Here is a 22,427-nt window from a genome sequence, read left to right on the forward strand (position 1 = left end):
AACCCATTTCCTGAATTATTTTTTTGAAACGATGACGCGTGCGGGTCTAATTACACGATCATTAAGCTTGTATCCTTTCTGGAATACCGCAATCACTGTATTTGGTGCTGCATCAGGTGCATCTTGCATTGTCATTGCCTCATGTTCTTGAGGATCAAAAGGCATCCCCACTGGATCAATTTGTTGTACATCAAATTTCTGAAGAACATCAACAAACAATTTCATGGTTAATTCGAGGCCTTCACGCATTGCTACATCATCCGCTTTAATAGCCAATTGCAGCGCCTGCTCTAAGCTATCAATGATTGGTAATAAAGCGCTAATTAGTTTTTCAGCACCATACCGGTGTGCGTTAGCAATTTCACGTTCAGCACGACGGCGTACATTGTCCAACTCGGCCATAGCGCGCACAGACTTTTCCCAGTTTTCATGGGCTTTTTGCTCAGCAAGAGTTAATTGCTCGCTTAATTCTTTATAATTCGCATGCTCTAAGCCTTCCTCATGATGAGCTGGCTCTTCAGCTTGTATTTGCTCTTCAGTAGGTTGCTCCTCGTGAGCTTCGTGTTCTTCTTTAAATTTATTCCAATCTTTTTTATCGTGTTTGCTCATCCAAATAACTCCTGACTAACCTGAATTTTGCACATGGGGACAAAAGGAATAAATTTCAAGGGCTGATGTTTAAAATAAAATGTAAACGAGTAAGGGCCTGTTGCAGTATGTGTCCATTTATTCCATACTTAGACACCGAAAAAGTCACTTGGATTTATTATGCAAAAATGGTCGCCAACTTCCTGGCTCCAGCGCTCCTATTTGCAAGCTGCAAACTATGCTGATGAAACCCAGCTAAAAAAAGCGGTGGATCAACTGAGTCTGCTGCCACCACTGGTTACCAGTAGTGAAGTAAAACACTTAAAAAGAGAAATTGCCCGTGCTGGGCGCGGTGAAGCATTTATTCTTCAAGGCGGTGATTGCGCAGAATCATTTAATGATTGTCGCCCTGAAATTATCAGCAATAAACTAAAAATCATGTTGCAAATGAGTTTGATTTTATTGCATGGGCTACGTAAACCCATTATTCGTGTCGGCCGTATTGCAGGGCAATATGCCAAACCCCGCTCTTCTGATTTTGAAACGATTGATGGCATTACTTTACCTAGCTATCGTGGTGATTTAGTAAATTCGCCAGAATTTACTCCAGAAGCTAGAGAACCTAATCCTAATTTATTGCTTCAGGCGTACAGTTATTCAGGTATCACTCTGAATTTTATTCGCGCTTTATTAGATAGCGGTTTTGCAGATTTGAGCCACCCCCAGCGTTGGGATCTAAGTTTTGTAGAACATTCTCAGCAAAAAGAAGAATATAAAACATTAGTTAATTCGATTAGTGATGCTTTAGATTTTTTGGAAACTATTGATGGGATACAATCCAGTAATTTAGCAAAGGTTGATTTTTATACCTCTCATGAAGCATTGCATCTGCATTATGAACAAGCACTAACTCGGCAATTAGAAGATGGCTTATGGTATAACTTATCCACGCATTTACCCTGGATTGGTATGAGAACAGCCCAGGCAGACAGCGCTCATTTAGAGTTCTTACGCGGTGTGCAAAATCCCTTGGGCATAAAAATTGGCCCTAGCGCTACGCCAGAGTGGTTACAAGAGGTATTGGAAATTGCGAACCCTAATCGTGAAGAAGGCCGCCTTTTATTGTATACCCGCTTAGGTGCCCAACACATTGATCGCCTATTACCGCCCCTAATTGATGCGGTGAAAAAAACAAATATTCCGGTGACCTGGTCATGCGATCCCATGCATGGCAATACGGAAAGCACCGCAGATGGCATTAAAACACGCCATTTTGATAATATTCTTTTAGAGTTACAACAGGCTCTGGAGATTCATCGCGGCATGGGCAGTTATCTTGGTGGTGTTCATTTTGAGCTCACAGGAGATAATGTCACTGAGTGTATTGGTGGTGCTCGAGGTTTAGCCGCCCATGATCTGAAAACGGCTTATCATAGCTTAGTAGATCCTCGCTTAAACTATGAGCAATCGATTGAAATGGCCTTGCAGCTAAGCCGGCAGTTTAGAGTTTGATGAGAAAAAATTCCTCAAGTTGTAGGTTGGGTTGAGACCCAACCTACACACTTTACCGGTGATAAAGAGGGCTAAACTCATGCACGGCCTCAACCATTGCAGCTACATGCTCTGGCGGCACATCAGGAGTAACCCCATGTCCTAGATTAAATACATGCCCCGTTCCATGCCCATAAGATGCCAAGACCTTTTGCACCTGTTCACGAATACATTTCTCAGAACTCAACAACACTGAAGGATCTAAATTACCCTGCAAGGCTACCTTATCACCCACTCTACGACGAGCTTCCGCCAAATCACAAGTCCAATCCAGCCCCAAAGCATCACAGCCCGTAGCAGCCATACGCTCTAACCATTGCCCGCCCCCTTTCGTAAATAAGATTACTGGAATGTCAGGATGATTGGCCTTTAGCTGCTGGATAATTTGCTGCATATAAGCCAAAGAAAATGATTGGTAGTTTTCAGGTGTAAGTATTCCGCCCCAAGTATCGAAAAGCATTACCGCATTAACACCTGCTTTGATTTGTTCTTCCAAATAATCGGTTACGGATACAGCAAGCTTTTGCAATAAGAGATGTGCTGCTTCACTTTCGGTATAAATTAACTTTAAAATATGCTTAAAATCCCGAGTACTCTGCCCTTCGACCATATAACAGGCTAAAGTCCATGGACTGCCGGAAAAACCAATTAAAGGAAGCTCTTGCGGCATTTCCTTACGGATTAAGCGCACAGCGTTCGTCACATAAGCCAAAGATTCTGTGGTTTCAGGTACTCGTAACTTTTTAATTGCCTCAAGATCCCGTACTGGATGGTGAAAACGAGGCCCCTCTCCTTCAGCAAAGTACAACCCTAAGCCCATAGCATCAGGAATAGTTAAAATATCAGAAAATAAAATAGCCGCATCCATCGCGTACCGTCGCAATGGTTGTAATGTGACTTCGCAGGCTAATTCGGGATTTTTACAAAGACTTAAAAAATCACCCGCCAATGCTCGCGTTTGCCGGTACTCTGGTAAATAACGACCCGCTTGACGCATCATCCATATTGGGGTTCTTTCAACGGGTTGACGTCTTAACGCTCGGAGAAATAAGGATTGGTTTAAATCATACATTGTGCGGCTCCAGCATTATTAAAAAATGCGTCTATCTTACCATAAGCATTACAATCCGACTTAATTAAGAAAGAAAATTTAGGTAAAATAGCTGCAAATCAATGAGTAGGAAAAAGAGTGGATACTTTGCATATTAAAGGCTTAAAAGTAAGTACCCGTATTGGCGTATATACTTGGGAACAACATATTAACCAGCAATTATTAATCGATATTAACATTGATACCGACCTAAGTTCATGCCAAGAGGACCTCAATAAAACCATTGACTACGCCGCTCTTTGTGAAATGGTCACGCAATTTGTAGAGTCTAAGCCATTCCAACTTATCGAAACAGTAGCCAATGAAGTAGCTCACTTAATTCAGCAGCATTTTAACGTTCCTCAACTGACTGTCAGTATTAGTAAACCTCATGCGATAAAAAATGCCGAGAATATTCAAGTCATTATACGTCGTTGACGCACCTTAAATCGGGAACATAAAGTAAAAAAATACACATCAATGCTTAATAATGATACTATCGCCCACCTATTTTCTTGAAAGGAATAGTAGTGCTTACATTCATCGTTGGCGGCCTTATCGTTTTAGGCAAAATTTTATTAGGTTTCGCAATTGCAGGAATTTCTCTTGCAGTGATTGCTCTGATTGCACATGCTTTTTATTCTGCCCCGTTACCTAGTCGGCAAAAAATTCGACTCAGGGATGGGCGTATCATGGAAGGCCCCGATAAAATACTCGGCCAAGGAGCATTTGGAGCCGTACATCAATATCAGCTCGAAAATAAACCAGTTGCAGTTAAAATGCCTAAAGAAGCTAATTATAATATGCTCCAGAAACACGAGCTGGATTTATTAAAAAAGGCAACTCCTCATCCTCAAATCATACGCTTAGTAGGTGAAGCCCAAGTAGAAAATACAACCTGGATTATTACAGAATTTATGCGTGGTTCACTTCGTGATTTATTGGATAACCTCCCCAATTTATCCTGGAAAACCAAATTATCTATTGCAATTCAAATTGTAAAAGGCGTGATGCACCTACATAATATATCGCAAGGTTTTTTTGAAAAAAAGTCAATTGTTCATCAAGACTTAAAGCCAGAGAACATCCTGGTTGATCAATTTAAAGATACGCCTAATATTCGAGCTAAAATTAGTGATTTTGGCATTGCTAAAGAGGTTCAGGCACTTACGCTTCCAATTATAGGTACAACCCTTGTATCAGGTGTAGTAAAAGGAACCGAGGGAGGAACCCTAAACTATTCAGCCCCAGAAACAGCTAAGGCGTTAATAAGCGGCTGGGGAAGCGCGGGCACAAAATGTGATATTTTTAGTCTAGGCATTATTTTATGGGAACTAGCTACTGGACGTGTTCCCCGTAGAAGTAAAGAAGAAATTTTAGAAGGACGCTTTGATGAGTTTACCGAAGAAGAACGACAGCATCGTAGGCCTCATACGGAAAAATCTTTCTTGGGTTCAGTGACCCACACAACAAAACCTACTTATCCCAACTGCGGATTTTTTGGCCCACTCATTAAATCATGTACGAACCCAAAACCCGAGAAACGCAATACGGCACCAGAATTACTCGCCAAATTGGAAAAGATATCGGTTTAGCATAGCCCTAAACTTATAAGGTAGGCTGGGCTGTTAAGCTCAGGATCGGAAGTAGCACGAGTCCTATTTGCTGGGCTTAACAGCCCAGCTACATGCGCTGCGCGACGCCATAGAGCGCCATTAGTTGCAAGCAACTATGCTACACCAAATTGCTCGCAATCGCAGACAGGCTCCATCAACCCGCAGTAACCATTCCCCTTAAACGAGAGTTTCGCGCTAAATCGACTTGCGCTCTTTGTGCTAAGGAACGATTAGCATAGGGACCAACAACAACGCGATACCAAATACCTTTAGTGGCATGATTAATTGGAATCACACTTACATTAAAGCCTTTAAGTGTTAAGCTTCCTTTCATTTGCTCCGCATCACGGCGTGCCTTAAAAGCTGCGACCTGTACTGAAAAAGCGCCCCTGCTTGCTGCCGGCGCTACAAGCCGTGCCTCAGCAATTCGCGCTGGTGCAGGCGCCTGTATTTTGGCTACCGCTGGTTTGGGAGCTGATGCAGTCACTGTAGTAGCCGCTACTGCGGTTTGTGCCGTCGTAACGGTAGCATTAGGTGCAGCCGCTACCGCAGCAGTAGCTGTTGCGGTAGTTGTGGTGTTAGCCACTGGATGAGCAGCAGCCGTATTGCCTGCTGCTTGTTGTGAACTAGGAACCTTTTCATTAGTCAGTAAAGTATAAAACTCAAATTTCGGCTTAGGAGGAATTGCAGCCTGGCGTCCGGCTTGAGGTTTTGGTGCTTCTTTGCGTGCCTCATGATGAGCCAAAACCTGGGCGTTAACCCAATGGCTAATTGCATCAACATCAAAAACAGTCGCAGTAAAGTAACCTAGCAAGAAACATACTGCCATTACTAAAATCTGTTGCGGCGCACTGGTGTGCGCACGTCCTGACCGCTTAGTGTTATATTCTCTTCCCATTACATACTCTCAGGAGCAGACACGCCCAATAAATCTAACCCATTGTTTAATACTTGACGTACAGCCTCTAACAAACACAAACGTGCATAGCGTAATTGCTCATGTTCGCATAAAAGCTGTACCGCATTATAATAGCTATGCAATCCATTCGCCAATTCACGTAAATAATAGGCGATTTGATGGGGTTCGCATTGGATTGCTGCCTGCTCTACAACTTCGGTATAACGACCAATCAATGCAATTAACGCTGCTTCATGTGGCTGATCTAACAAATTAATATGCTCCAGTCCCACCGCTTTATCCCAAGATAAACCACGTTCATTCAATTGTCTTAATACGGAGCAAATACGTGCATGAGCATATTGGATATAATAAACAGGATTATCACTGGACTCCGACTTTGCTAAATCCAAATCAAAATCCATATGTTGTTCAGACTTTCGTGCCACATAAAAGAAACGTGCAGCATCATTACCCACCTCATCACGTAGCTCTCTTAAGGTAACGAAAGAACCACTACGAGTAGACATTTGCACGCGGTCACCGCCTCGATAAAGAATTGCGAACTGTACTAATAATACCGTCAGAGCATTCTCATCATGGCCTAGAGCTTTTACTGCAGAACGTAAACGAGTTACATAACCATGATGATCTGCGCCAAAAATATTAATCACGCGGTCATAGCCACGATCATATTTATTCCAATGATAGGCAACATCCGAAGCAAAATAGGTTTTTTGCCCATTAGCACGCACCAGAACTCGGTCTTTTTCATCACCAAAATCAGTCGCCTTAAACCACAAAGCTCCTTCTTGCTCGAAGGTATGACCTGCGTCTTTAAGTGCCTGAATTCCCTTTTCTATAGAGCCATCTTCAAATAAAGATTGTTCTGAAAACCAATTGGTGTAATGGACACCAAATTCCGTCAAATCGTCTTTAATATCATCTAAAACTGTATTCAATGCATGTTGATGAAACAATGCGAAAGCATCTTTTCCTATTAGGGATGAAGCTCGCTCAATCATTGCGTCAATATAAATTTCTTTATCGCCTCCCTGTGGTTCATCCGCTGGCATGCCCTCAAGCACTTCAGCCCATGGGTGCACAAATTGGCTGCCATGTTTTGTCCAGAGAATTTCTGCGATTTCAATAACATACTCGCCTTTATAGGCATTCGCAGGAAAAACAACAGGCTCAGCAGCAAGCTCCAAGTACCTTAACCAGACGCTAACGGCCAAAATATTCATTTGCCGCCCTGCATCATTAACGTAATACTCGGCGTTAACATCATAGCCTGCAGCACTTAAGACATTGCATAAGGTGGCACCAAACGCTGCACTACGTCCATGACCAACGTGTAATGGACCTGTAGGGTTCGCAGAAACAAACTCAACCAAAACCTTTTGATTTTGACCAATAGTACTACGCCCAAATTCACCAGCTTTCTTTAAAACCTCAGTAATAATTTGCGAACGTGCATCATTACGGATAAAGAAATTAATGAAGCCTGCACCAGCTATTTCTACCTTTTCTATAGAAGCATCTTCAGGTAACGCTTGAACTAAAAGTTCTGCAATTTTACGAGGAGCCTGGCGGCAAGGCTTCGCCAATATTAATGCTAAATTACTGGCATAATCGCCATGAGCTGAATCTTTTGAACGATCTACTTTTATATCTACGTTCAATTCAGTAGGAACTTCTCCTGATTGTTGCAAAGCGGCTAAAGCCTGTCTTAAAAGATGCTCTACAGTTTGTTTCATGCGACTTATTTTCCATCAAAAAAATGATGGCTATTATGCTCTTTTTCCTGCCAGATGAAAAGGTTTTAAGTGAATCGACTTTTGGCGCCACCCTCTCCCATTCTCTATTAAAAAATACAAATATATTCCCTTATGGCCATACATGAACCAAAGAAATCAAAATATGGGCTATAATTTTTATTAAATGTCTTTTGAGAAAAATTATGTTTGAGCGCTTTAAACAATGGTTAGCTGAACGGCAAAGACACTATGGATTTATAAGCAGGGCTTATGAGAAACATCAGCAAATAATAAAAGAAAATGAGGAGGCATTAGCTCAATCGAGTCAAGACTTATCAGAGCGAGCAGGGAGACAATCGGCTTATAATGATACATATTTAGCCATGCATGAGCAGCATAAGGAGGCTTTTGATAATTATAAACAGAATGCACCGTCATCTAAGCTTCTGTTTTTCATGAAAAACATATTTGGAGACACAGTAAATTTTTTCCTTGCAAATTCGCAATTAGACTCCCAAGCGGCAGAATTACAAGAGCTTGCGGTAAGCAATGCAAGGAGTAAACCGCTATTCGCTCTTTGGGAAAAACATGAACAAGACATGCAGCTATTTGGCCAAAACCAATTAATTGGAAAGTATGATGCGTTAAATAGCAAAGGGGTATGTGATGGTCTGATAAGTGAATGGACAAGATTTCACACCAAATATCCACACGGCGAGCAAAATTTTCTGGAGAAACTTAATAATAAATTAAACAGCGACTCTCCTGAAAACTTTGTTGCACGAGTTGCTACCCTACATACACAGCAAGCATTCCATAAACAACAAAATAAAGATTTCTACTTTATCACCGAAGGCAGGCTAAGTACGCTTGACAAAAGGGCGAGCCAATGTGCTTCACAAGAAGAAATTATCAACCAGGCAATCAACTATTTTAAAGAAAATGCCAATAATAATCTGGCTGCGATTGATTTTAAGATGGAAGATTTAAATGAAGGCCATGCTGTTGGTATTCGCTGTATACGTAACGATAAACAAGAAATAGAGGCTTACGTTTTTTACGATCCTAATCGAGGAGAGTTAACCTTTAAGGGTGAAAATAAAGAGCAAAACTTACAGGCGTTCTTTTCCAAATGGACTGCAACAATGGCTGAAGCGATGACTCCAGCCTCTCAAGATGTTGCGTCTTCTCCAGCCATTCAAATTACTTTAGAAACCTATACGACTTCCTCACGCATTAATTTATTAAGTGAGAAAAAGAAAGAGCAGCTACATACACCTAAGCCCAGCGTAAGGGAGAATACGCCTGCACCCCAACCAACAGAGCCTCAAGTAACAAACGAGACATCCGCAGATAATGATTATGAAGAGGAACGCCCTCATTCGGTGAAAATATAATAAAAAAACAAACCAGCCTGAGCTGTGAGGCACTCAGGGGGTCAAAGCATAGCCAAGGTCATCCACAATTACATAATTGCTAATAATATAAAGTTACCTAATTTCATTGAACATAGTATTAACTCTAATTGATGACTGCTATTAGAGCACTGTCAACTAATAAAAATTCAAGGTAAACTGCATTAAAATTTTATACTAAACTAAATACTATTGTGCTATCCAACCCTTGTGATTCATTAACAGGCGTCGGCCCTGCGCTGGCAGCCAAATTGACGAAATGCGGCATTCATACCGTACAGGATCTACTTTTCCATTTGCCTTATAAATATCAAGACCGTACTCGGATTACTCCCATTCAGGATTTACGGCCTAATGATTGGGCAGTTGTTGCCGGGCGAGTCTGTAAAACTGAAGTGAAATCAGGTAAACGCTCAATGCTACATTGCTACGTTGATGATCAATCAGGGATAATTAAGCTGCAATTTTTTCATTTTAATAAGCAGCAAATCACCGGCTTCAACAATAGTGCCAGACTTCATGCTTTTGGAGAGGTGCGAGAATTTAATGGCCAATTAACAATGACTCATCCAGAGTATCAATTACTGGATGAGCATGAAGAATGCACCGTCAATGAAACCTTAACTCCCATTTATCCATCGACACAAGGCCTAAGCCAAACCCGCATCAGACAAATGGTGCTGAGCGCTCTTAACCAATGCGCCCATGAATTACACCAATTAGAATGGATGGATGAAACATTATTACAAACTCATGGTTTTTATCCCTTAGCAGAGGCAATTAAGCTATTACATAATCCTCCTCCAGATATTTCGGTGCAATCCCTTGAAGAAGGAAAACATCCAGCCTTAAAACGCTTGGTCTTTGATGAGTTATTAGCCCAGCGTCTGAGTATGCAATTTGCTCGTGAGTCACGCAAAGCCTTACATGCGCTTCCTTTACCCGCGGATAAGGCCTTAAATCAACGTTTTATTGATTCATTACCTTTTCCCCTAACCCAAGCGCAGCAACGAGTTGTGCAAGAAATTAGCCAAGACTTAGCACAAAACAAACCCATGTTACGTTTAGTACAAGGTGATGTCGGTGCAGGAAAAACTATTGTTGCTGCCTTAGCCGCCTTGCATGCTATAGCAAATGATCAACAGGTTGCCTTTATGGCACCTACTGATTTATTAAGCGAACAACACGCAAATAACCTGATTAAATGGCTTGAGCCTTTAGGCATCCGGATTTATCGCCTAAGCGGCAAAATGAAAATCGCAGAGCGTCGCAAATCATTTGCAGCCTTAGCTGATGGCAGTTGCCAATTGGTTATTGGTACCCATGCACTGTTTCAAGAGGAAGTCACTTTTGCACGATTAGGTTTAGTTATTATCGATGAGCAACATCGATTTGGCGTGGAGCAACGATTATCTCTACAACAAAAAGGACAGCAGGAGCAACTCACTCCACATCAATTATTAATGACCGCCACGCCAATTCCACGAACATTATCCATGACTCATTTCGCGCATTTGGATAGTTCCATTATTGATGAATTACCTCCAGGTCGTGTTCCGGTTACTACGGCTGTCTTAAGTCAGAATAAGCGTGAAACTATTATTGAACGATTACAAATCGCTATTGCTGAGGGACGTCAGGTATATTGGGTTTGCACTTTGATTGAGGAATCAGAGAAACTTCAATGCATGGCCGCTACCGAAACAGCCGAAAACTTACAAGCTCAACTGCCTAATGCTCGAATTGGCTTAGTACATGGGCGAATGAAGTCAATGGAAAAAGAGGCAACCATGGCTGCGTTTAAATCGGGCGAAATTAATTTATTGGTTGCAACCACAGTTATTGAAGTGGGCGTGGATGTACCCAATGCCAGTTTAATGATTATTGAAAATGCAGAGCGTTTAGGCTTATCTCAATTACATCAGCTACGTGGCCGTGTTGGCAGAGGCAGCTCTAAATCGCATTGTATTTTACTGTATCAATCTCCTTTATCTCCTCAGGGAGCAGAACGTTTAAAAATCATGCGTGCAACCAATGATGGATTTATTATTGCCGAAAAAGATATGGAGTTACGCGGTGCAGGAGAGGTATTAGGGACGCGACAAACAGGATACCGCCAATTTAGAATTGCCGATCTTAATCGAGATCGGGAATTGCTGGCAGAGTTACCACCCATTGCAAAAAGCCTAGTACAAAAAGCACCGGTCACTGCCAAAATGATTACCCAGCGCTGGTTAGGCAATTTCGAACAATTTTTGCAAGGATAGTTCAGAGGAACGATATTTCCAAAAAAATATTTAAAAAATACCAAGTCAAGACTGTTTTTTATTTTTTTCTTTGTTAATATACCCAGCCCTGATTTCCATACTGCGCAAAACCTCCTGTGGATATCTCTTCTACGCACAACGAATAATAATACAACACTTTTATTTTAATCTCTTTAAAACCCTTATTTCACTAGGGGATTACAGCTTTTTTTATTTTAAAATCTTAAAATACTTATCCACAAATTCTGTGGATAACTCTGTGAATAGGATGTAAAACAATATGTATAGAGTCTTAGATTTTAAATTTTGATATAAAATAATTGCTATCCATGTTTAAATAACCGAAAACAAAAAAACGACCCCTTTATGACGCAAAAAGACAGATACTGGCAAGCTAAAAAAGTTACCATTATAGGCGGCATTTCTAACGCACTCTTAGGTGTGATTAAATTATCTGGTGGCGTTTTATTCCATTCTCACGCACTCATTGCCGATGGGTTACATTCATTTTCTGATCTCATTACCGATGGCATGGTTTTACTCGCCTCCAAATATGGCAGCCTTGATGCGGATGATACCCATCCTTATGGCCATCAGCGTATTGAAACTGCCGCAACCTTTTTATTGTCTTTATTGCTTATTTTGGCGGGAATTGGTATTGCCTGGGATTCCATATATGAACTGATGCATGCAAGTTATACAATGCCTCAATGGCTATCCTTACCCGTAATAGGCATCTCTATTCTTGCCAATGAGGCCTTATTCCATTACACCTTATATATAGGCAAGCGCATTAGCTCTAAATTAATCATTGCCAATGCCTGGCACCATCGTACCGACTCTGCTTCCTCACTGGTAGTATTAATTGGATTAATAGGTAGTTTAGCCGGGTATGCATACCTTGATACAGTCGCTGCCATTATTGTGGCGTTAATGATTGCTAAAATGGGCTGGGATTATGGTTGGCATAGTATTAAAGAGCTGGTTGATACCGCAGTAAGCCCTACCCTCTTAGCGCAAATTGAGCAAGTAATTCAAAATGTACCAGGAGTGGAAAAAATCCATCAATTGCGCAGTCGTTTTATGGGTGAAAATGTGCTTATTGACGTACATATTTTGGTTTCTCCCAGAATATCAGTCTCAGAAGGACACTACATTGCACAACATGTACACCAAGCACTCGTTAACCAAATTGATAGTGTTACTGATGTTATTGTTCATGTGGATCCAGAAGATGATGAAATCTCTAGCCCCTCACTTCACTTACCCAGCAGAAAGGTAATCTATGAGCAATTGCTTACTGAGGTACACCTTAATTTCCCACAAATACTCTTTTGGAACTTACATTATCTCGATGGTAAAATCAGCGTTGATATCGTTTGCAAGGAACATTTTACCCAGTGGAGAGAATTGCATGAGCAAGTAATTTTGGCATTAAAACTGCAATCCGATATTAAAGAGGTTCGCCTCTTTAGTTTACATGAAATTATGGATCAAAAATCAATTGAGTCTTAACAGTTGATGAATTGTTTGATTACATTTTGCCATAGGGGCACTCCGTCTCTTTTTATATTTACGTGACCTCTAGCCTTTTTTTAGGTAAAATATGCCCCCAAAACTTTATGATTTCAAACGATAGGCATGATTCATGGTCTCTGCTACCAGTTTAAAAATACTTTTTGCATGTTCCATTTTCGTCGTGATTTTGCTGGCTGGCTGGTATCCCTTTAAAAAACGTATCAAAGACGATAAACATATTGATTTTCCCGTAGGAGAAACCTTAGCTACAGGCGTATTTCTAGGAGCCGCTTTACTTCATATGCTTCCGGAAGCGAATTCAATGTTTCAAGCCATGGGTTATAGCTACCCCTTTGCCTTCATTATTACTGGTGCCGTATTTTTAATTTTCTTATGGTTTGAGCATTTAGGTAAAGAGCTCTATCACCATCACAACGCAGAGCATCCTGCATTTGCCTTATTAGCTTGGGGAATGCTTTCCGTTCACTCGATTATGTTGGGTGCCGCTTTAGGCTTAGCCCATTACAACTCAGTAATTATCATGCTGTTTTTAGCCATTATTACCCACAAATGGGCTGAAAGTTTTGCTATTGCTGTACAACTAAATAAAAGCTCAATGAGCATGAATCAAAGCTTAATATTCTTTATTCTGTTTAGTTTCATGACCCCCTTAGGAATTTATTTTGGCTGGTATTTTGGCCATGGGGTTGAAACAAACTCTATTTTTGATCCTATTTTAATGGCTGCATCCGCAGGGACTTTTCTGTATTTAGGGACCCTACATGGTTTAGAGCGCTGTGTTATGGTAGAGCGCTGTTGCAATCTTAGAGATTTTAGTTTTGTAATTATCGGGTTTACATTGATGGCTACGGTCGCTATTTATGTCTAAATTTTTACAACAGCAATCAATAATTCTTGCCTCAGCTTCTAGCATACGCAGCAAGTTGCTGCACTCGCTGGGAATTAAATTTACAGTAGTCCCCTCTCAGTGTGATGAAGAGGCGATTAAAGTATCTTTTGCTACGCAAAATAAACTCAAATTAGGCTATGAACTTGCAGCACAAAAAGCCTTGGATGTAAGTCAACGTTATCCAGAACATTTTATTATTGCAGCTGATCAATTATGTGTACTTGGTGAAACCTTGCTAAATAAGCCACTTGATCATCAAGCAGCAATTGAGCAGTTAAGTCGCTTAAGCGGTCAAACTCATCAGCAAATTTCCTGTCTTTGCATTGCAAAAAGTAATCAAATACTTTGGCAACATCATGAGGTAGCTGAATTAACCATGCACCAGCTAAGCAAACAAACCATTGAAACGTACCTCCTGAACGAAAAACCGTATGATAGTTGTGGCTCGTACCACTATGAAGCTCAAGGCAAATGGTTATTCCAAGAAATAAAGGGAAATGAGGATACTATTTTGGGACTTCCTTTATTTCCATTAACACAAGCTTTAAGGAAATTAGGTGCTGTGCGTTTATAACATTTTTTATACTGTCATTGCGAACACAAGGCAGCAACCCAGAATTGAGCTCTAGAAAAGCGCCGTCTCTGGGTTGCTTCGCTAAGGCTCGCAATGACGAAATTTAGGCTAGAAAACATGTTTTTAAAATTGTTTCTTTATAAGAAACGCCGTCATTGCGAACGCAGTGAAGCAACCCAGAGCTGAGCTCTAGTAGTAAATACAAATAACAAACATCAGGAAACAACATGCAAATAACTAAAATTCATGCCCGTGAAATCTTAGACTCCCGAGGCAATCCAACAGTTGAAGCAGATGTTATTTTAAATAATGGACATATGGGAAGAGCAAGTGTGCCCTCCGGAGCCTCAACCGGCAGCCGCGAAGCTTGCGAATTACGTGATAATGAGCCTAATCGTTATGGCGGCAAAGGAGTGCAACAAGCCGTTACTCACGTAAATACCGAAATTAATCAAGCGCTAAACGGTATTTCTGTTGATGATCAAGAAGCCTTAGATCAAGTTCTATGTCAGCTAGATGGCACCGAAAATAAATCACGCTTAGGCGCCAATGCCATTCTCGCTGTTTCTCTTGCAGCGGCAAGAGCTCGAGCCAATACTCAAAACCTACCTTTATACGCATCATTAAATCAGGGCACTATCATGAGTATGCCTGTACCAATGATGAATGTGTTAAATGGCGGTGCCCATGCAGATAATAATGTGGATATTCAAGAATTCATGATTATGCCGGTGGGTGCTCGTGATTTTCCCTCAGCCTTACAAATGGGTGCTGAAATTTTTCATGTACTCAAATCAGTGTTAAAAAAACAAGGTTTAAATACTGCTGTAGGCGATGAAGGTGGTTTTGCTCCTAATATTAAATCAAACCGCCAAGCATTGGATTTACTTAGCGAAGCCATTAATACTGCAGGCTTTAAATTAGGTGACGAAATCGTATTTGCTCTTGATGTAGCTGCCTCCGAACTTTATAAACAAGACAGCTATCATATGGCCTCAGAGAACCAGCAATTTAGTTCCGAACAATTAATTAGCTACTATGCGGATCTGGTTTCCAACTACCCAATTGTTAGTATTGAAGATGGGCTGGACGAAAAAGATTGGGCCGGCTGGCAAGAGTTAACTCGTCAACTCGGCGGAAAAATCCAACTAGTTGGTGATGATGTATTTGTTACCAATCCTAAAATCCTCCGCGAAGGAATCGACCAAAAAATTGCTAATGCGATACTCATTAAAGTGAATCAAATAGGCACGTTAAGTGAAACGAGGCAAACAATTCAATTAGCCCACCAAAATGGCTATCGCTGTGTCATGTCACATCGCTCTGGAGAAACAGAAGATACCTTTATTGCCGATTTAGCCGTCGCAACAGGTTGTGGACAAATCAAAACCGGTTCCTTATGTCGCACTGATCGAATTGCCAAATACAATCAACTACTTAGAATCAACGAAATTTCCTCTCTTCCTTACTTAGGGGCTGCCGCGTTAAAAAAATAATCAAATAATTAACACCCGCATTACACTAGGTTAATGCGGGTGATGCCATCCATTAGTACAAATTTATCGACAAATAAAACTCAATCGGATCAAATTAAATACAAAATATTCTGGAAATTCATTCCTTTTGTTCTATACTGGATTCATATATTTATTAATCTTGTTGTATAGGTAGATTAATGAAAGAAGTTGCTGTAGAAAACTATATTTCCCTTGAAGCGCGTAAGCAGCATATAGCCAAATACCCTGTATTTTGTTTACTGCCCCCTGAATCAGTCCATCAGTTAGCCCTCTTGGTAGAAGAAGTTCGCGTGCAACCTAATGAGGTCATTGTTCAGGAAGGAGATTATTTTGATGGATTCTTTCTCATTGTTTCTGGAACCGCTTCTGTATCAAAATCATTAAAAAGAATTAAGAAAACCAATCCCCGCCATGTAATTACTTTAGGCCCTAATAATGCCATTGGGCTAAACGAATCTGGATTTCATTGCCAGCAAGGAGTAAGGGTCGCATCAGTCATTGCAATAACCGATATGGTTTTACTACGGGTTGACTTACTTAGGTTTTATAATTTTTTAAAAGCTCATAAAACCATTTATCCTTCATTACAAAGGTTAAGTGAACGTTTTGTGCTCATGAATTTAATACGACACTCACTAAGTACTTTATCTCCAGACAAAATTAAGGAATTAATAGAAAAAACCCAAACCCATTCAAATCCACTAAGAGAGAATACTCAAAATATCATTTACCTACACGAACAGAATAAACCTAATATTTCTCGTCTTGAGCAGGTGCTTTTTAAACAAATTAATGCTAAAAATACATTAGAAAATGTATTAAAAAGTGGATTAATAAAATTAAATCATGATGAGCTGTATGTAATCATGGTAAAACTACACAATTTGGGATTTAGGGATTTTGACTTAATTATGAGTTCGGTTAAATTATCTCCAACCCCAATTTTGAAAAAAATTGCGAAAAAAATAACACGTTTCTGGAAAGGATAATCCATTTGTGAAAACAAATACCTATCGAGTTTTTTTCTTCACTCTACTTGTCTGTTTTACACTCACCAATTGTAAAAACAGTAAACAAGTTGCGTTTCCTGGATATATACAAGGAAAATTTACTTATATTTCTGCTTATTATCCGGGGGAATTAAGACAGCTTAATGTCACCGCTGGGAATACCATCAAACAAGGACAACCCTTATTTACCCTAGAGCCCTCCCCCGAAAACACAGAGCTGCTTGCAGCTAACGCACGTGTACAACAAGCACTCGATGAACAAAAAAAGCATGAATCAAATTATGCTTTGCAAAAAAAGAACCATGAACGAAATTTATTTTTATTTAAAAAAGAAGTTATTTCCAAAGAAGAGTTAGATAAAAGTAATGATGAATTAAATGCCGCATCAGCCAATAAAAAAGCTGCTCAAGCCAATTTGTTAGAAGAAAAAGCCAAACAAAGCCAGGCTCAATGGTCCTCACAGCAAAAAACCGTTCTCGCACCGGTTGATGCGCTAGTATTCCAAACTTATTACTATGAGCACGAACAAGTTCCTGCTAATAAGCCGGTACTTTCATTGCTTACCTCAGGTTCATCAAAAGTAATTTTTTACATTCCTGAACCACTACTCAGTACCATCAGCCTAAATCAACTTGTATATGTTGCTCGTGATGGACAATCCGAAACCCTTAAAGCAAAAATCACTTATATATCCCCAAAGGAAGAATATACCCCGCCAGTAATTTTTAGTGATGCAGAGCGCAATAAACTAGTATTCCGGGTTGAAGCCCTGCCACTTACAGAAAATAATTTAGCGGTGCATCCTGGACAACCAGTTACTGTTTTTCTGGATAATAAAAACTGATGGAACCTAATTTAATTATTGATGTAAAAAACTTAGGGAAAAACTTTGAAGATAGGCCTGCCGTTGTCAATGTAAACTTGCAAGTTAAACCCGGAGAAATTTATGGATTTCTAGGGCCTAATGGTTCAGGCAAAACCACTACTATTCGCATGCTTTGCGGTCTTTTGACTCCAGATAGCGGCTCAGGAACCTGTCTTGGCTATGACCTGTTAACCCAGTCCAAAACAATTCGTCGCCATGTAGGATATATCCCACAGCATTTTAGTTTATACAAGCAGCTTACCGTCTATGAAAATATCTTATTTATGGCTGAACTGTATGGGGTTTTTGATCGTAAACGAGCCACCCAACAAATCATGACCCACCTTGGGCTTAGCTCAAGAAAAAATCAGTTAGCTGGTGGCCTCTCAGGCGGATGGAAACAACGTCTAGCCCTTGCCTGTGCACTGATACATCAACCCTTTTTATTGCTTTTGGATGAGCCAACCGCCAGTGTTGATGCCGAGTCTCGTATGGATTTTTGGGAAATCATGCGTGACTTATCCTCCGAAGGAATGACCATATTACTTAGTTCCCACAATATGGATGAAATTGAGCGTTGTCATCGTATTTCCTACATTACTGATGGCCATTTACTGCTTAGCGGGAAAATTAAAGAAATCATTCGTGATATTAACCTAACCACCTGGAGCGTTCAGGGAAAAAATCTGTTATTACTGGCCAGACAGCTAGAAGCAACTCCAGGAGTAGAACAAGTCATTACCTTACTGGATACGCTCCACGTCAGCGGTCAAAATCAAGAGACATTAAATAAAGCCATTAAGCCCTTTTTAGAGAATCCAAATTTCACCTGGCAAATGATTCAGCCATCGCTGGATGACGTATTTGTCTGGATGACAAAACATCAATCAGGAAAATCCTAAGCCATGGACTTTAAAAATTATCGCTCGCTACGACTATGGGGCATGTTCAAAAAAGAATTAAGGGTAATCTTACGTGATTATCGAACCTATATCTTCGTGCTTATCACCCCCTTTTTACAAGCCATCTTATTTGGCTTGATTATTGATCATGATGCACGACATATCCCAACTATTGTTGTGGCTAAAGATCAATCCCCTATCACCGACAGCTTAATTCAATCTTTTCGCAATACCAGCTATTTTAATATCAAAGATGTCATTCAAGATGAGACTGAAGCCGATGCATTACTTAAAAAAGGGATAGTGAAATTTGTCATCCATATTCCTCAAGATTTTACCCGGGATTTGATTCGCAATGATTCGCCTCATGTTCTTTTGGAAGGAGATGCCACTGATCCAACAGTCATCAATAATGCCTTTCATGCTTCATCAGCAATCGCTAAAAACACGTTAAAAGAAATTGCGCAAGGACCTTTAAAATATCTTGAGCCACAAGAGTCAGGTTTTGTAATTGATACCCATGCTAAATATAATCCTGCAGTTAAAGCTCAATATCATACCCTGCCGGGATTATTGGCAACTATATTGACGATATCCTTAGCTTTAGTAATGGCTATTTCCATTACTGGGGAGTATGAAAGTGGCACTATGGAAATGTTATTAATTACCCCAATTTATCCGCTTGAAGTAATTCTAGGTAAATTATTACCCAATATTCTTTTAGGCTATATTTTATTTTTTGCGATACTGTTTATCTCGATTTTTTTATTTAATGTTCCTTTTTATGGCAGTTTATTTTTACTTACCTTGGCTGCATTCCCGTTTATTATTGCTAACTTGTCCTTTGGAATTGCAACCTCATGCATTGCTAAAACTCAATTTCAAGCAGCTCAAATCGCTGGGAGTTATACTCTTCCTGCGGTTTTATTTTCAGGCTTTTTATTTCCTACTGCGTCCATGCCCACCTGGGCACAATGGCTGAGTGATTTATTCCCTAGTACCTATTTTCTGAAAATTAGTGGGGATGTGATGTTAAAGAATTCTAGTTTTATGGATATCTTACCTAATATCTGGCCAATTATTGTATTTGCTATTGTGCTTATTTTTATTAGTTATAAGTTTTATCGTAAGACCTTGGATTAAGCAAAATTATTGCTGCGCTAGGTGAAATTTGAAACATAATTATTAGCCTCAATTACAAATCAGCCATGCTGCAACCATTGATTCACGACGAATAAATCATTAGCGCTTAAAGTGCCTGCTTCTTTTTTCAAACGTAATAAATTAATAATATAATCATAACGAGCCGATTCATATTGCATTTGCGCGTCCAATAATTGGGTTTGTTGAGCTAATACATCCGTTAAACTACCAGCCCCAGAAACATAGCGTTGTCTTAATCCTTCTAATGAGCTTTGCGCTGATTGAATTGCATCACTCGCATAGCGTATTTTCTTGATATTGGCAGAAACATTTCGATAACTTTTACGTGTCTCATAAGTGACCTCTCTTACAGAGTGCTCTAACTTTTGCTGATCGATGCGAAAGTTATATTTCGCTTTGCGTGCAGAAGCGACCGCTAAGCCTCCAGCATAAATGGGTATATTTACATTAAGAAACGCGCCAGCATTACGTACCCGGCTTGATCCAGCGGCAACAATAACACTACCTTCTGAGTAGTGGAATGCATTATCATCATACAATAATTTAGCATTAACTGTAGGCAAATGATCCCCATAATTTTGTTTTATTTTTTCACGAGAAGCCTGCAGTTTTAATTGATTTGCCTTAACAATCCAATTGCCTGTGAGCGCCTTATGCACCCATTTCTCTATATTGGCAGGCTGTGGGGAAATCAGGGGGATTTTGTTACGCAAATCCGCTAAAGAAGTGTATTCAAAAGAAGTGATCTGGGTTAAATATTCTCTATCGGAAGCTAACTGGGCTTCCGCTGAGATAAGATCCGATTCAGCAGCACTATAGGAGGATTTTGCCACATACACATAACTCCTGGTGGTTTTCCCTATTTTGTATTTTTGCTCCACATCATACAATTGCTTTGCTAAAGCTTTTTTATGGGCATGAAGATAAGAGACTCTTTTTTCACTGCGCAGCACATTAAAATAAGCATCAGTAACCCGCAATATTAAATCTTGCAACTCAGAGTTCAAACGAGCTACCGCTTCCCGAGCAGCAATTTTAGCAGTCTTATAGCGAGAAAAACTTCTAAAATTAAAGATTGGTTGCGTTATACTAAGGCGCATTTCATAGCTGCGAAAGGTATTACGCGGGGGTTCTATTTCAGGCACTATAGCGCCATAGCTGTATTGCTTATCTGCAGAGGGTTGAAGTTCAAGGTGCGCGTTGAGTAATAGATCGGCCCTGCTGATGGCAATATCTTCCCTATAAGCTAAAGTTTTAAGCAGAGCCTCTTGGTATACATTATCATGAGCTAATGCTTCCCGAAAAACGCCCATTAAATCATCAGCATTACAATGACAAGACAACAATAAACTAGCGGCTAATACTATTCTCTTTTTCACGTCACCTTAATCCCTGGTTTTTATAAAAAAGTAATTATTTTGTAATTGGTTAGTGGCTAATCTTTCTTATAAGGCAAATACTCTGGCACTGCTTTAGGATAATATCCTTTTATATGACGGTAGTAATCCAATATTTTGGGGAAATCAGTGCTTATGTCGCCAGTAGGCCAAAACGCCTCTCGAATGCGAACTTCTTTCGAACCATAATCAAAAGCAACCATAGCCAAAGGAAGTTTTGCTTTACAAGCAATATGGTAAAAACCTTCTTTCCAACGGGTGACAGGACCTCGAGTACCCTCAGGAGTAATCGCGAGCCGAAACTCATCTTGCGTATGGAATAAATTAACTACCTTATCTACCGCATTATTTTTTTTAGAGCGATCTACAGGGGCTCCACCTAATATCCTTAAAATAGGACCTAAAGGAAAAAAGAAAAGCTGCCTTTTGGCTAAAAAATTAATTTTCACGCCCAGCGAGAAACGTGCAAATAGGCCAACCATAAAATCCCAATTGCTGGTATGCGGGGCAACAACAACCACGTATTTTTTCTCTTTAGGTAATTCACCCACTACCTTCCAGCCAAATAATTTAAAAATAAATTGTCCAAATCTCTGCATAACATAACTATCTTTAATTACTTGTACACTAGTATATACGTTTTACAGGTCTTTATGATACCTCTTTATTTTTTTATTCCTGAGTTAAACCAGAACAACCACCAAAACTGTACTAAAATTATACATATATACGCGTCGCTAGGAGCAGATCATGAAAACACACGATCCAGCACTATACTTTTCCAATCCACGTTTGCTGAGTGCCGTATACTTTGGATTGTTGTCTGTAGTGGGAACCATTTTGATTGATGCATTTCTTTCCTTAATTGGAATAGAAGATATTGTGCCGCTCTTTGAAGCAATCATCGTAGGGATGGTCGTTGCATCAGCAACTGGAGCAATATTTGGTAAACAAATCATTTATTGCCCCAAACCTTACATGAAAAAAACCTTTGCCATTGGTTTTATCATGGTTATCCTATCACTGCCTTTTTTTGCACTAGGCCTAGTGTTCTTTATGGATAAAGGCTCTACTGTCTTATTTTCAATCCCCAACTTTAAACATTTAGTTTACTCTTATCTGGTTATACTCGGCTACAGCTATATACTCTTTGGTATTTTACTTGCAATTGCCGCAGGAGGTGCTGCTATATATTTGCGTGGGTGGTTGGTATACGATATCTTACATACCGATAAAAGAAAGCACATGCGTTTACCACGATTTGTATCTGCCCAGGCTCGAACTAAAACGTTACGTAAAGCACATGCGACACATCATAAAAAAATATAAAATGGCCTGTTTACATTTCGCCAGCTTGAGGCAAAATGTAAGCAGTTTCTAAATAG

The 22,427-nt window shown here is 40.0% G+C and carries 20 protein-coding genes; 14 read left to right on the plus strand and 6 right to left on the minus strand.

Going from position 1 to position 22,427, the window contains the following annotated elements; genetic code table 11:
- Nucleotides 1-15 precede the first annotated feature (15 nt).
- Nucleotides 16-609 carry a nucleotide exchange factor GrpE gene (gene grpE, locus BN3124_RS16050; protein ID WP_058535767.1) on the minus strand — a complete coding sequence of 198 codons (594 nt, stop codon included), beginning with the start codon at nt 607-609 and terminating at the stop codon, nt 16-18.
- A gap of 159 nt (nt 610-768) precedes the next feature.
- Here grpE and BN3124_RS16055 point away from each other — a divergent pair, with 159 nt between their 5' ends.
- Nucleotides 769-2,100, plus strand: coding sequence for a 3-deoxy-7-phosphoheptulonate synthase class II (locus tag BN3124_RS16055; protein ID WP_058535768.1), 1,332 nt, complete (start codon nt 769-771; stop codon nt 2,098-2,100).
- A gap of 52 nt (nt 2,101-2,152) precedes the next feature.
- Here BN3124_RS16055 and hemE read toward each other — a convergent pair whose 3' ends face one another.
- Nucleotides 2,153-3,211 carry a uroporphyrinogen decarboxylase gene (gene hemE, locus BN3124_RS16060; protein ID WP_058535769.1) on the minus strand — a complete coding sequence of 353 codons (1,059 nt, stop codon included), beginning with the start codon at nt 3,209-3,211 and terminating at the stop codon, nt 2,153-2,155.
- Between the two features lie 117 nt (nt 3,212-3,328).
- Between hemE and folB the strand changes: the two genes are divergently transcribed.
- Together folB and BN3124_RS16070 are read left to right on the plus strand one after the other, a co-directional pair.
- Nucleotides 3,329-3,667: a dihydroneopterin aldolase gene (gene folB, locus BN3124_RS16065; RefSeq protein ID WP_058535770.1), complete on the plus strand. Its 339-nt coding sequence runs from the start codon at nt 3,329-3,331 to the stop codon at nt 3,665-3,667.
- 92 nt (nt 3,668-3,759) lie between these two features.
- Entirely contained in the window at nt 3,760-4,824 is a 1,065-nt protein-coding gene (locus BN3124_RS16070) for a protein kinase domain-containing protein (RefSeq protein ID WP_058535771.1), read from the plus strand.
- A 175-nt stretch (nt 4,825-4,999) separates the two neighbouring features.
- On the opposite strand, the gene BN3124_RS16075 is transcribed toward BN3124_RS16070, so the two are convergent.
- Both BN3124_RS16075 and argS read right to left on the minus strand, forming a co-directional pair.
- Nucleotides 5,000-5,743, minus strand: a complete 744-nt coding sequence (locus BN3124_RS16075; RefSeq protein ID WP_058535772.1) for an SPOR domain-containing protein — start codon at nt 5,741-5,743, stop codon at nt 5,000-5,002.
- On the minus strand, nt 5,743-7,503 hold the full coding sequence (gene argS / locus BN3124_RS16080) for an arginine--tRNA ligase (RefSeq protein ID WP_058535773.1): 1,761 nt from the start codon (nt 7,501-7,503) through the stop codon (nt 5,743-5,745). The genes BN3124_RS16075 and argS overlap by 1 nt, the downstream gene beginning before the upstream one ends.
- Nucleotides 7,504-7,706: 203 nt before the next feature.
- Here argS and BN3124_RS16085 point away from each other — a divergent pair, with 203 nt between their 5' ends.
- The 10 genes from BN3124_RS16085 to BN3124_RS16130 all read left to right on the plus strand — a co-directional run bounded on the left by BN3124_RS16085 (nt 7,707) and on the right by BN3124_RS16130 (nt 19,624).
- Nucleotides 7,707-8,900 (plus strand): hypothetical protein, encoded by a 1,194-nt coding sequence (locus BN3124_RS16085; RefSeq protein ID WP_058535774.1) that lies wholly within the window; start codon nt 7,707-7,709, stop codon nt 8,898-8,900.
- A gap of 212 nt (nt 8,901-9,112) precedes the next feature.
- Nucleotides 9,113-11,185 (plus strand): ATP-dependent DNA helicase RecG, encoded by a 2,073-nt coding sequence (gene recG, locus BN3124_RS16090; protein ID WP_058535775.1) that lies wholly within the window; start codon nt 9,113-9,115, stop codon nt 11,183-11,185.
- Between the two features lie 366 nt (nt 11,186-11,551).
- Nucleotides 11,552-12,700 (plus strand): cation diffusion facilitator family transporter, encoded by a 1,149-nt coding sequence (locus tag BN3124_RS16095; protein WP_058535776.1) that lies wholly within the window; start codon nt 11,552-11,554, stop codon nt 12,698-12,700.
- 133 nt (nt 12,701-12,833) lie between these two features.
- Nucleotides 12,834-13,592: a ZIP family metal transporter gene (locus BN3124_RS16100; protein ID WP_058535777.1), complete on the plus strand. Its 759-nt coding sequence runs from the start codon at nt 12,834-12,836 to the stop codon at nt 13,590-13,592.
- Nucleotides 13,585-14,187, plus strand: coding sequence for a Maf family protein (locus tag BN3124_RS16105; RefSeq protein WP_058535778.1), 603 nt, complete (start codon nt 13,585-13,587; stop codon nt 14,185-14,187). The genes BN3124_RS16100 and BN3124_RS16105 overlap by 8 nt, the downstream gene beginning before the upstream one ends.
- 227 nt (nt 14,188-14,414) lie before the next feature.
- The gene (eno, locus tag BN3124_RS16110) at nt 14,415-15,683 is read left to right on the plus strand and encodes a phosphopyruvate hydratase (RefSeq protein WP_058535779.1); all 1,269 of its coding nucleotides are present in this window, start codon (nt 14,415-14,417) and stop codon (nt 15,681-15,683) included.
- 179 nt (nt 15,684-15,862) lie between these two features.
- Nucleotides 15,863-16,693: a cyclic nucleotide-binding domain-containing protein gene (locus BN3124_RS16115; RefSeq protein ID WP_058535780.1), complete on the plus strand. Its 831-nt coding sequence runs from the start codon at nt 15,863-15,865 to the stop codon at nt 16,691-16,693.
- A gap of 7 nt (nt 16,694-16,700) precedes the next feature.
- Nucleotides 16,701-17,558, plus strand: coding sequence for an HlyD family secretion protein (locus tag BN3124_RS16120; RefSeq protein WP_058535781.1), 858 nt, complete (start codon nt 16,701-16,703; stop codon nt 17,556-17,558).
- The gene (locus tag BN3124_RS16125; protein WP_078061582.1) at nt 17,558-18,481 is read left to right on the plus strand and encodes an ABC transporter ATP-binding protein; all 924 of its coding nucleotides are present in this window, start codon (nt 17,558-17,560) and stop codon (nt 18,479-18,481) included. Before BN3124_RS16120 ends, BN3124_RS16125 begins: the two co-directional genes overlap by 1 nt.
- A gap of 3 nt (nt 18,482-18,484) precedes the next feature.
- A complete protein-coding gene (locus BN3124_RS16130; protein ID WP_058535783.1) occupies nt 18,485-19,624 on the plus strand; it encodes an ABC transporter permease in 1,140 nt (379 codons plus the stop codon).
- A gap of 59 nt (nt 19,625-19,683) precedes the next feature.
- Here the strand turns inward: BN3124_RS16130 and BN3124_RS16135 are convergent, their stop codons facing one another.
- Nucleotides 19,684-21,024, minus strand: a complete 1,341-nt coding sequence (locus BN3124_RS16135) for a TolC family outer membrane protein (protein ID WP_058535784.1) — start codon at nt 21,022-21,024, stop codon at nt 19,684-19,686.
- Between the two features lie 56 nt (nt 21,025-21,080).
- Nucleotides 21,081-21,641, minus strand: coding sequence for a lysophospholipid acyltransferase family protein (locus tag BN3124_RS16140; protein ID WP_058535785.1), 561 nt, complete (start codon nt 21,639-21,641; stop codon nt 21,081-21,083).
- 151 nt (nt 21,642-21,792) lie between these two features.
- Here BN3124_RS16140 and BN3124_RS16145 point away from each other — a divergent pair, with 151 nt between their 5' ends.
- On the plus strand, nt 21,793-22,371 hold the full coding sequence (locus BN3124_RS16145; protein WP_058535786.1) for a hypothetical protein: 579 nt from the start codon (nt 21,793-21,795) through the stop codon (nt 22,369-22,371).
- The last annotated feature ends 56 nt before the right edge of the window (nt 22,372-22,427 follow it).

The sequence above is a fragment of the Legionella saoudiensis genome (genome assembly GCF_001465875.1).
Classification (GTDB): Bacteria; Pseudomonadota; Gammaproteobacteria; order Legionellales; family Legionellaceae; genus Legionella; species Legionella saoudiensis.

Coding starts and splice junctions, on each gene's coding strand:
- BN3124_RS16115 (WP_058535780.1), top strand. CDS start 15,863: ATGAAAGAAGTTGCTGTAGAAAACTATATTTCCCTTGAAGCGCGTAAG.
- BN3124_RS16055 (WP_058535768.1), top strand. CDS start 769: ATGCAAAAATGGTCGCCAACTTCCTGGCTCCAGCGCTCCTATTTGCAA.
- BN3124_RS16140 (WP_058535785.1), bottom strand. CDS start 21,641: ATGCAGAGATTTGGACAATTTATTTTTAAATTATTTGGCTGGAAGGTA.
- argS (WP_058535773.1), bottom strand. CDS start 7,503: ATGAAACAAACTGTAGAGCATCTTTTAAGACAGGCTTTAGCCGCTTTG.
- BN3124_RS16085 (WP_058535774.1), top strand. CDS start 7,707: ATGTTTGAGCGCTTTAAACAATGGTTAGCTGAACGGCAAAGACACTAT.
- BN3124_RS16095 (WP_058535776.1), top strand. CDS start 11,552: ATGACGCAAAAAGACAGATACTGGCAAGCTAAAAAAGTTACCATTATA.
- hemE (WP_058535769.1), bottom strand. CDS start 3,211: ATGTATGATTTAAACCAATCCTTATTTCTCCGAGCGTTAAGACGTCAA.
- BN3124_RS16105 (WP_058535778.1), top strand. CDS start 13,585: ATGTCTAAATTTTTACAACAGCAATCAATAATTCTTGCCTCAGCTTCT.
- BN3124_RS16075 (WP_058535772.1), bottom strand. CDS start 5,743: ATGGGAAGAGAATATAACACTAAGCGGTCAGGACGTGCGCACACCAGT.
- BN3124_RS16100 (WP_058535777.1), top strand. CDS start 12,834: ATGGTCTCTGCTACCAGTTTAAAAATACTTTTTGCATGTTCCATTTTC.
- eno (WP_058535779.1), top strand. CDS start 14,415: ATGCAAATAACTAAAATTCATGCCCGTGAAATCTTAGACTCCCGAGGC.
- BN3124_RS16125 (WP_078061582.1), top strand. CDS start 17,558: ATGGAACCTAATTTAATTATTGATGTAAAAAACTTAGGGAAAAACTTT.
- grpE (WP_058535767.1), bottom strand. CDS start 609: ATGAGCAAACACGATAAAAAAGATTGGAATAAATTTAAAGAAGAACAC.
- BN3124_RS16130 (WP_058535783.1), top strand. CDS start 18,485: ATGGACTTTAAAAATTATCGCTCGCTACGACTATGGGGCATGTTCAAA.
- BN3124_RS16145 (WP_058535786.1), top strand. CDS start 21,793: ATGAAAACACACGATCCAGCACTATACTTTTCCAATCCACGTTTGCTG.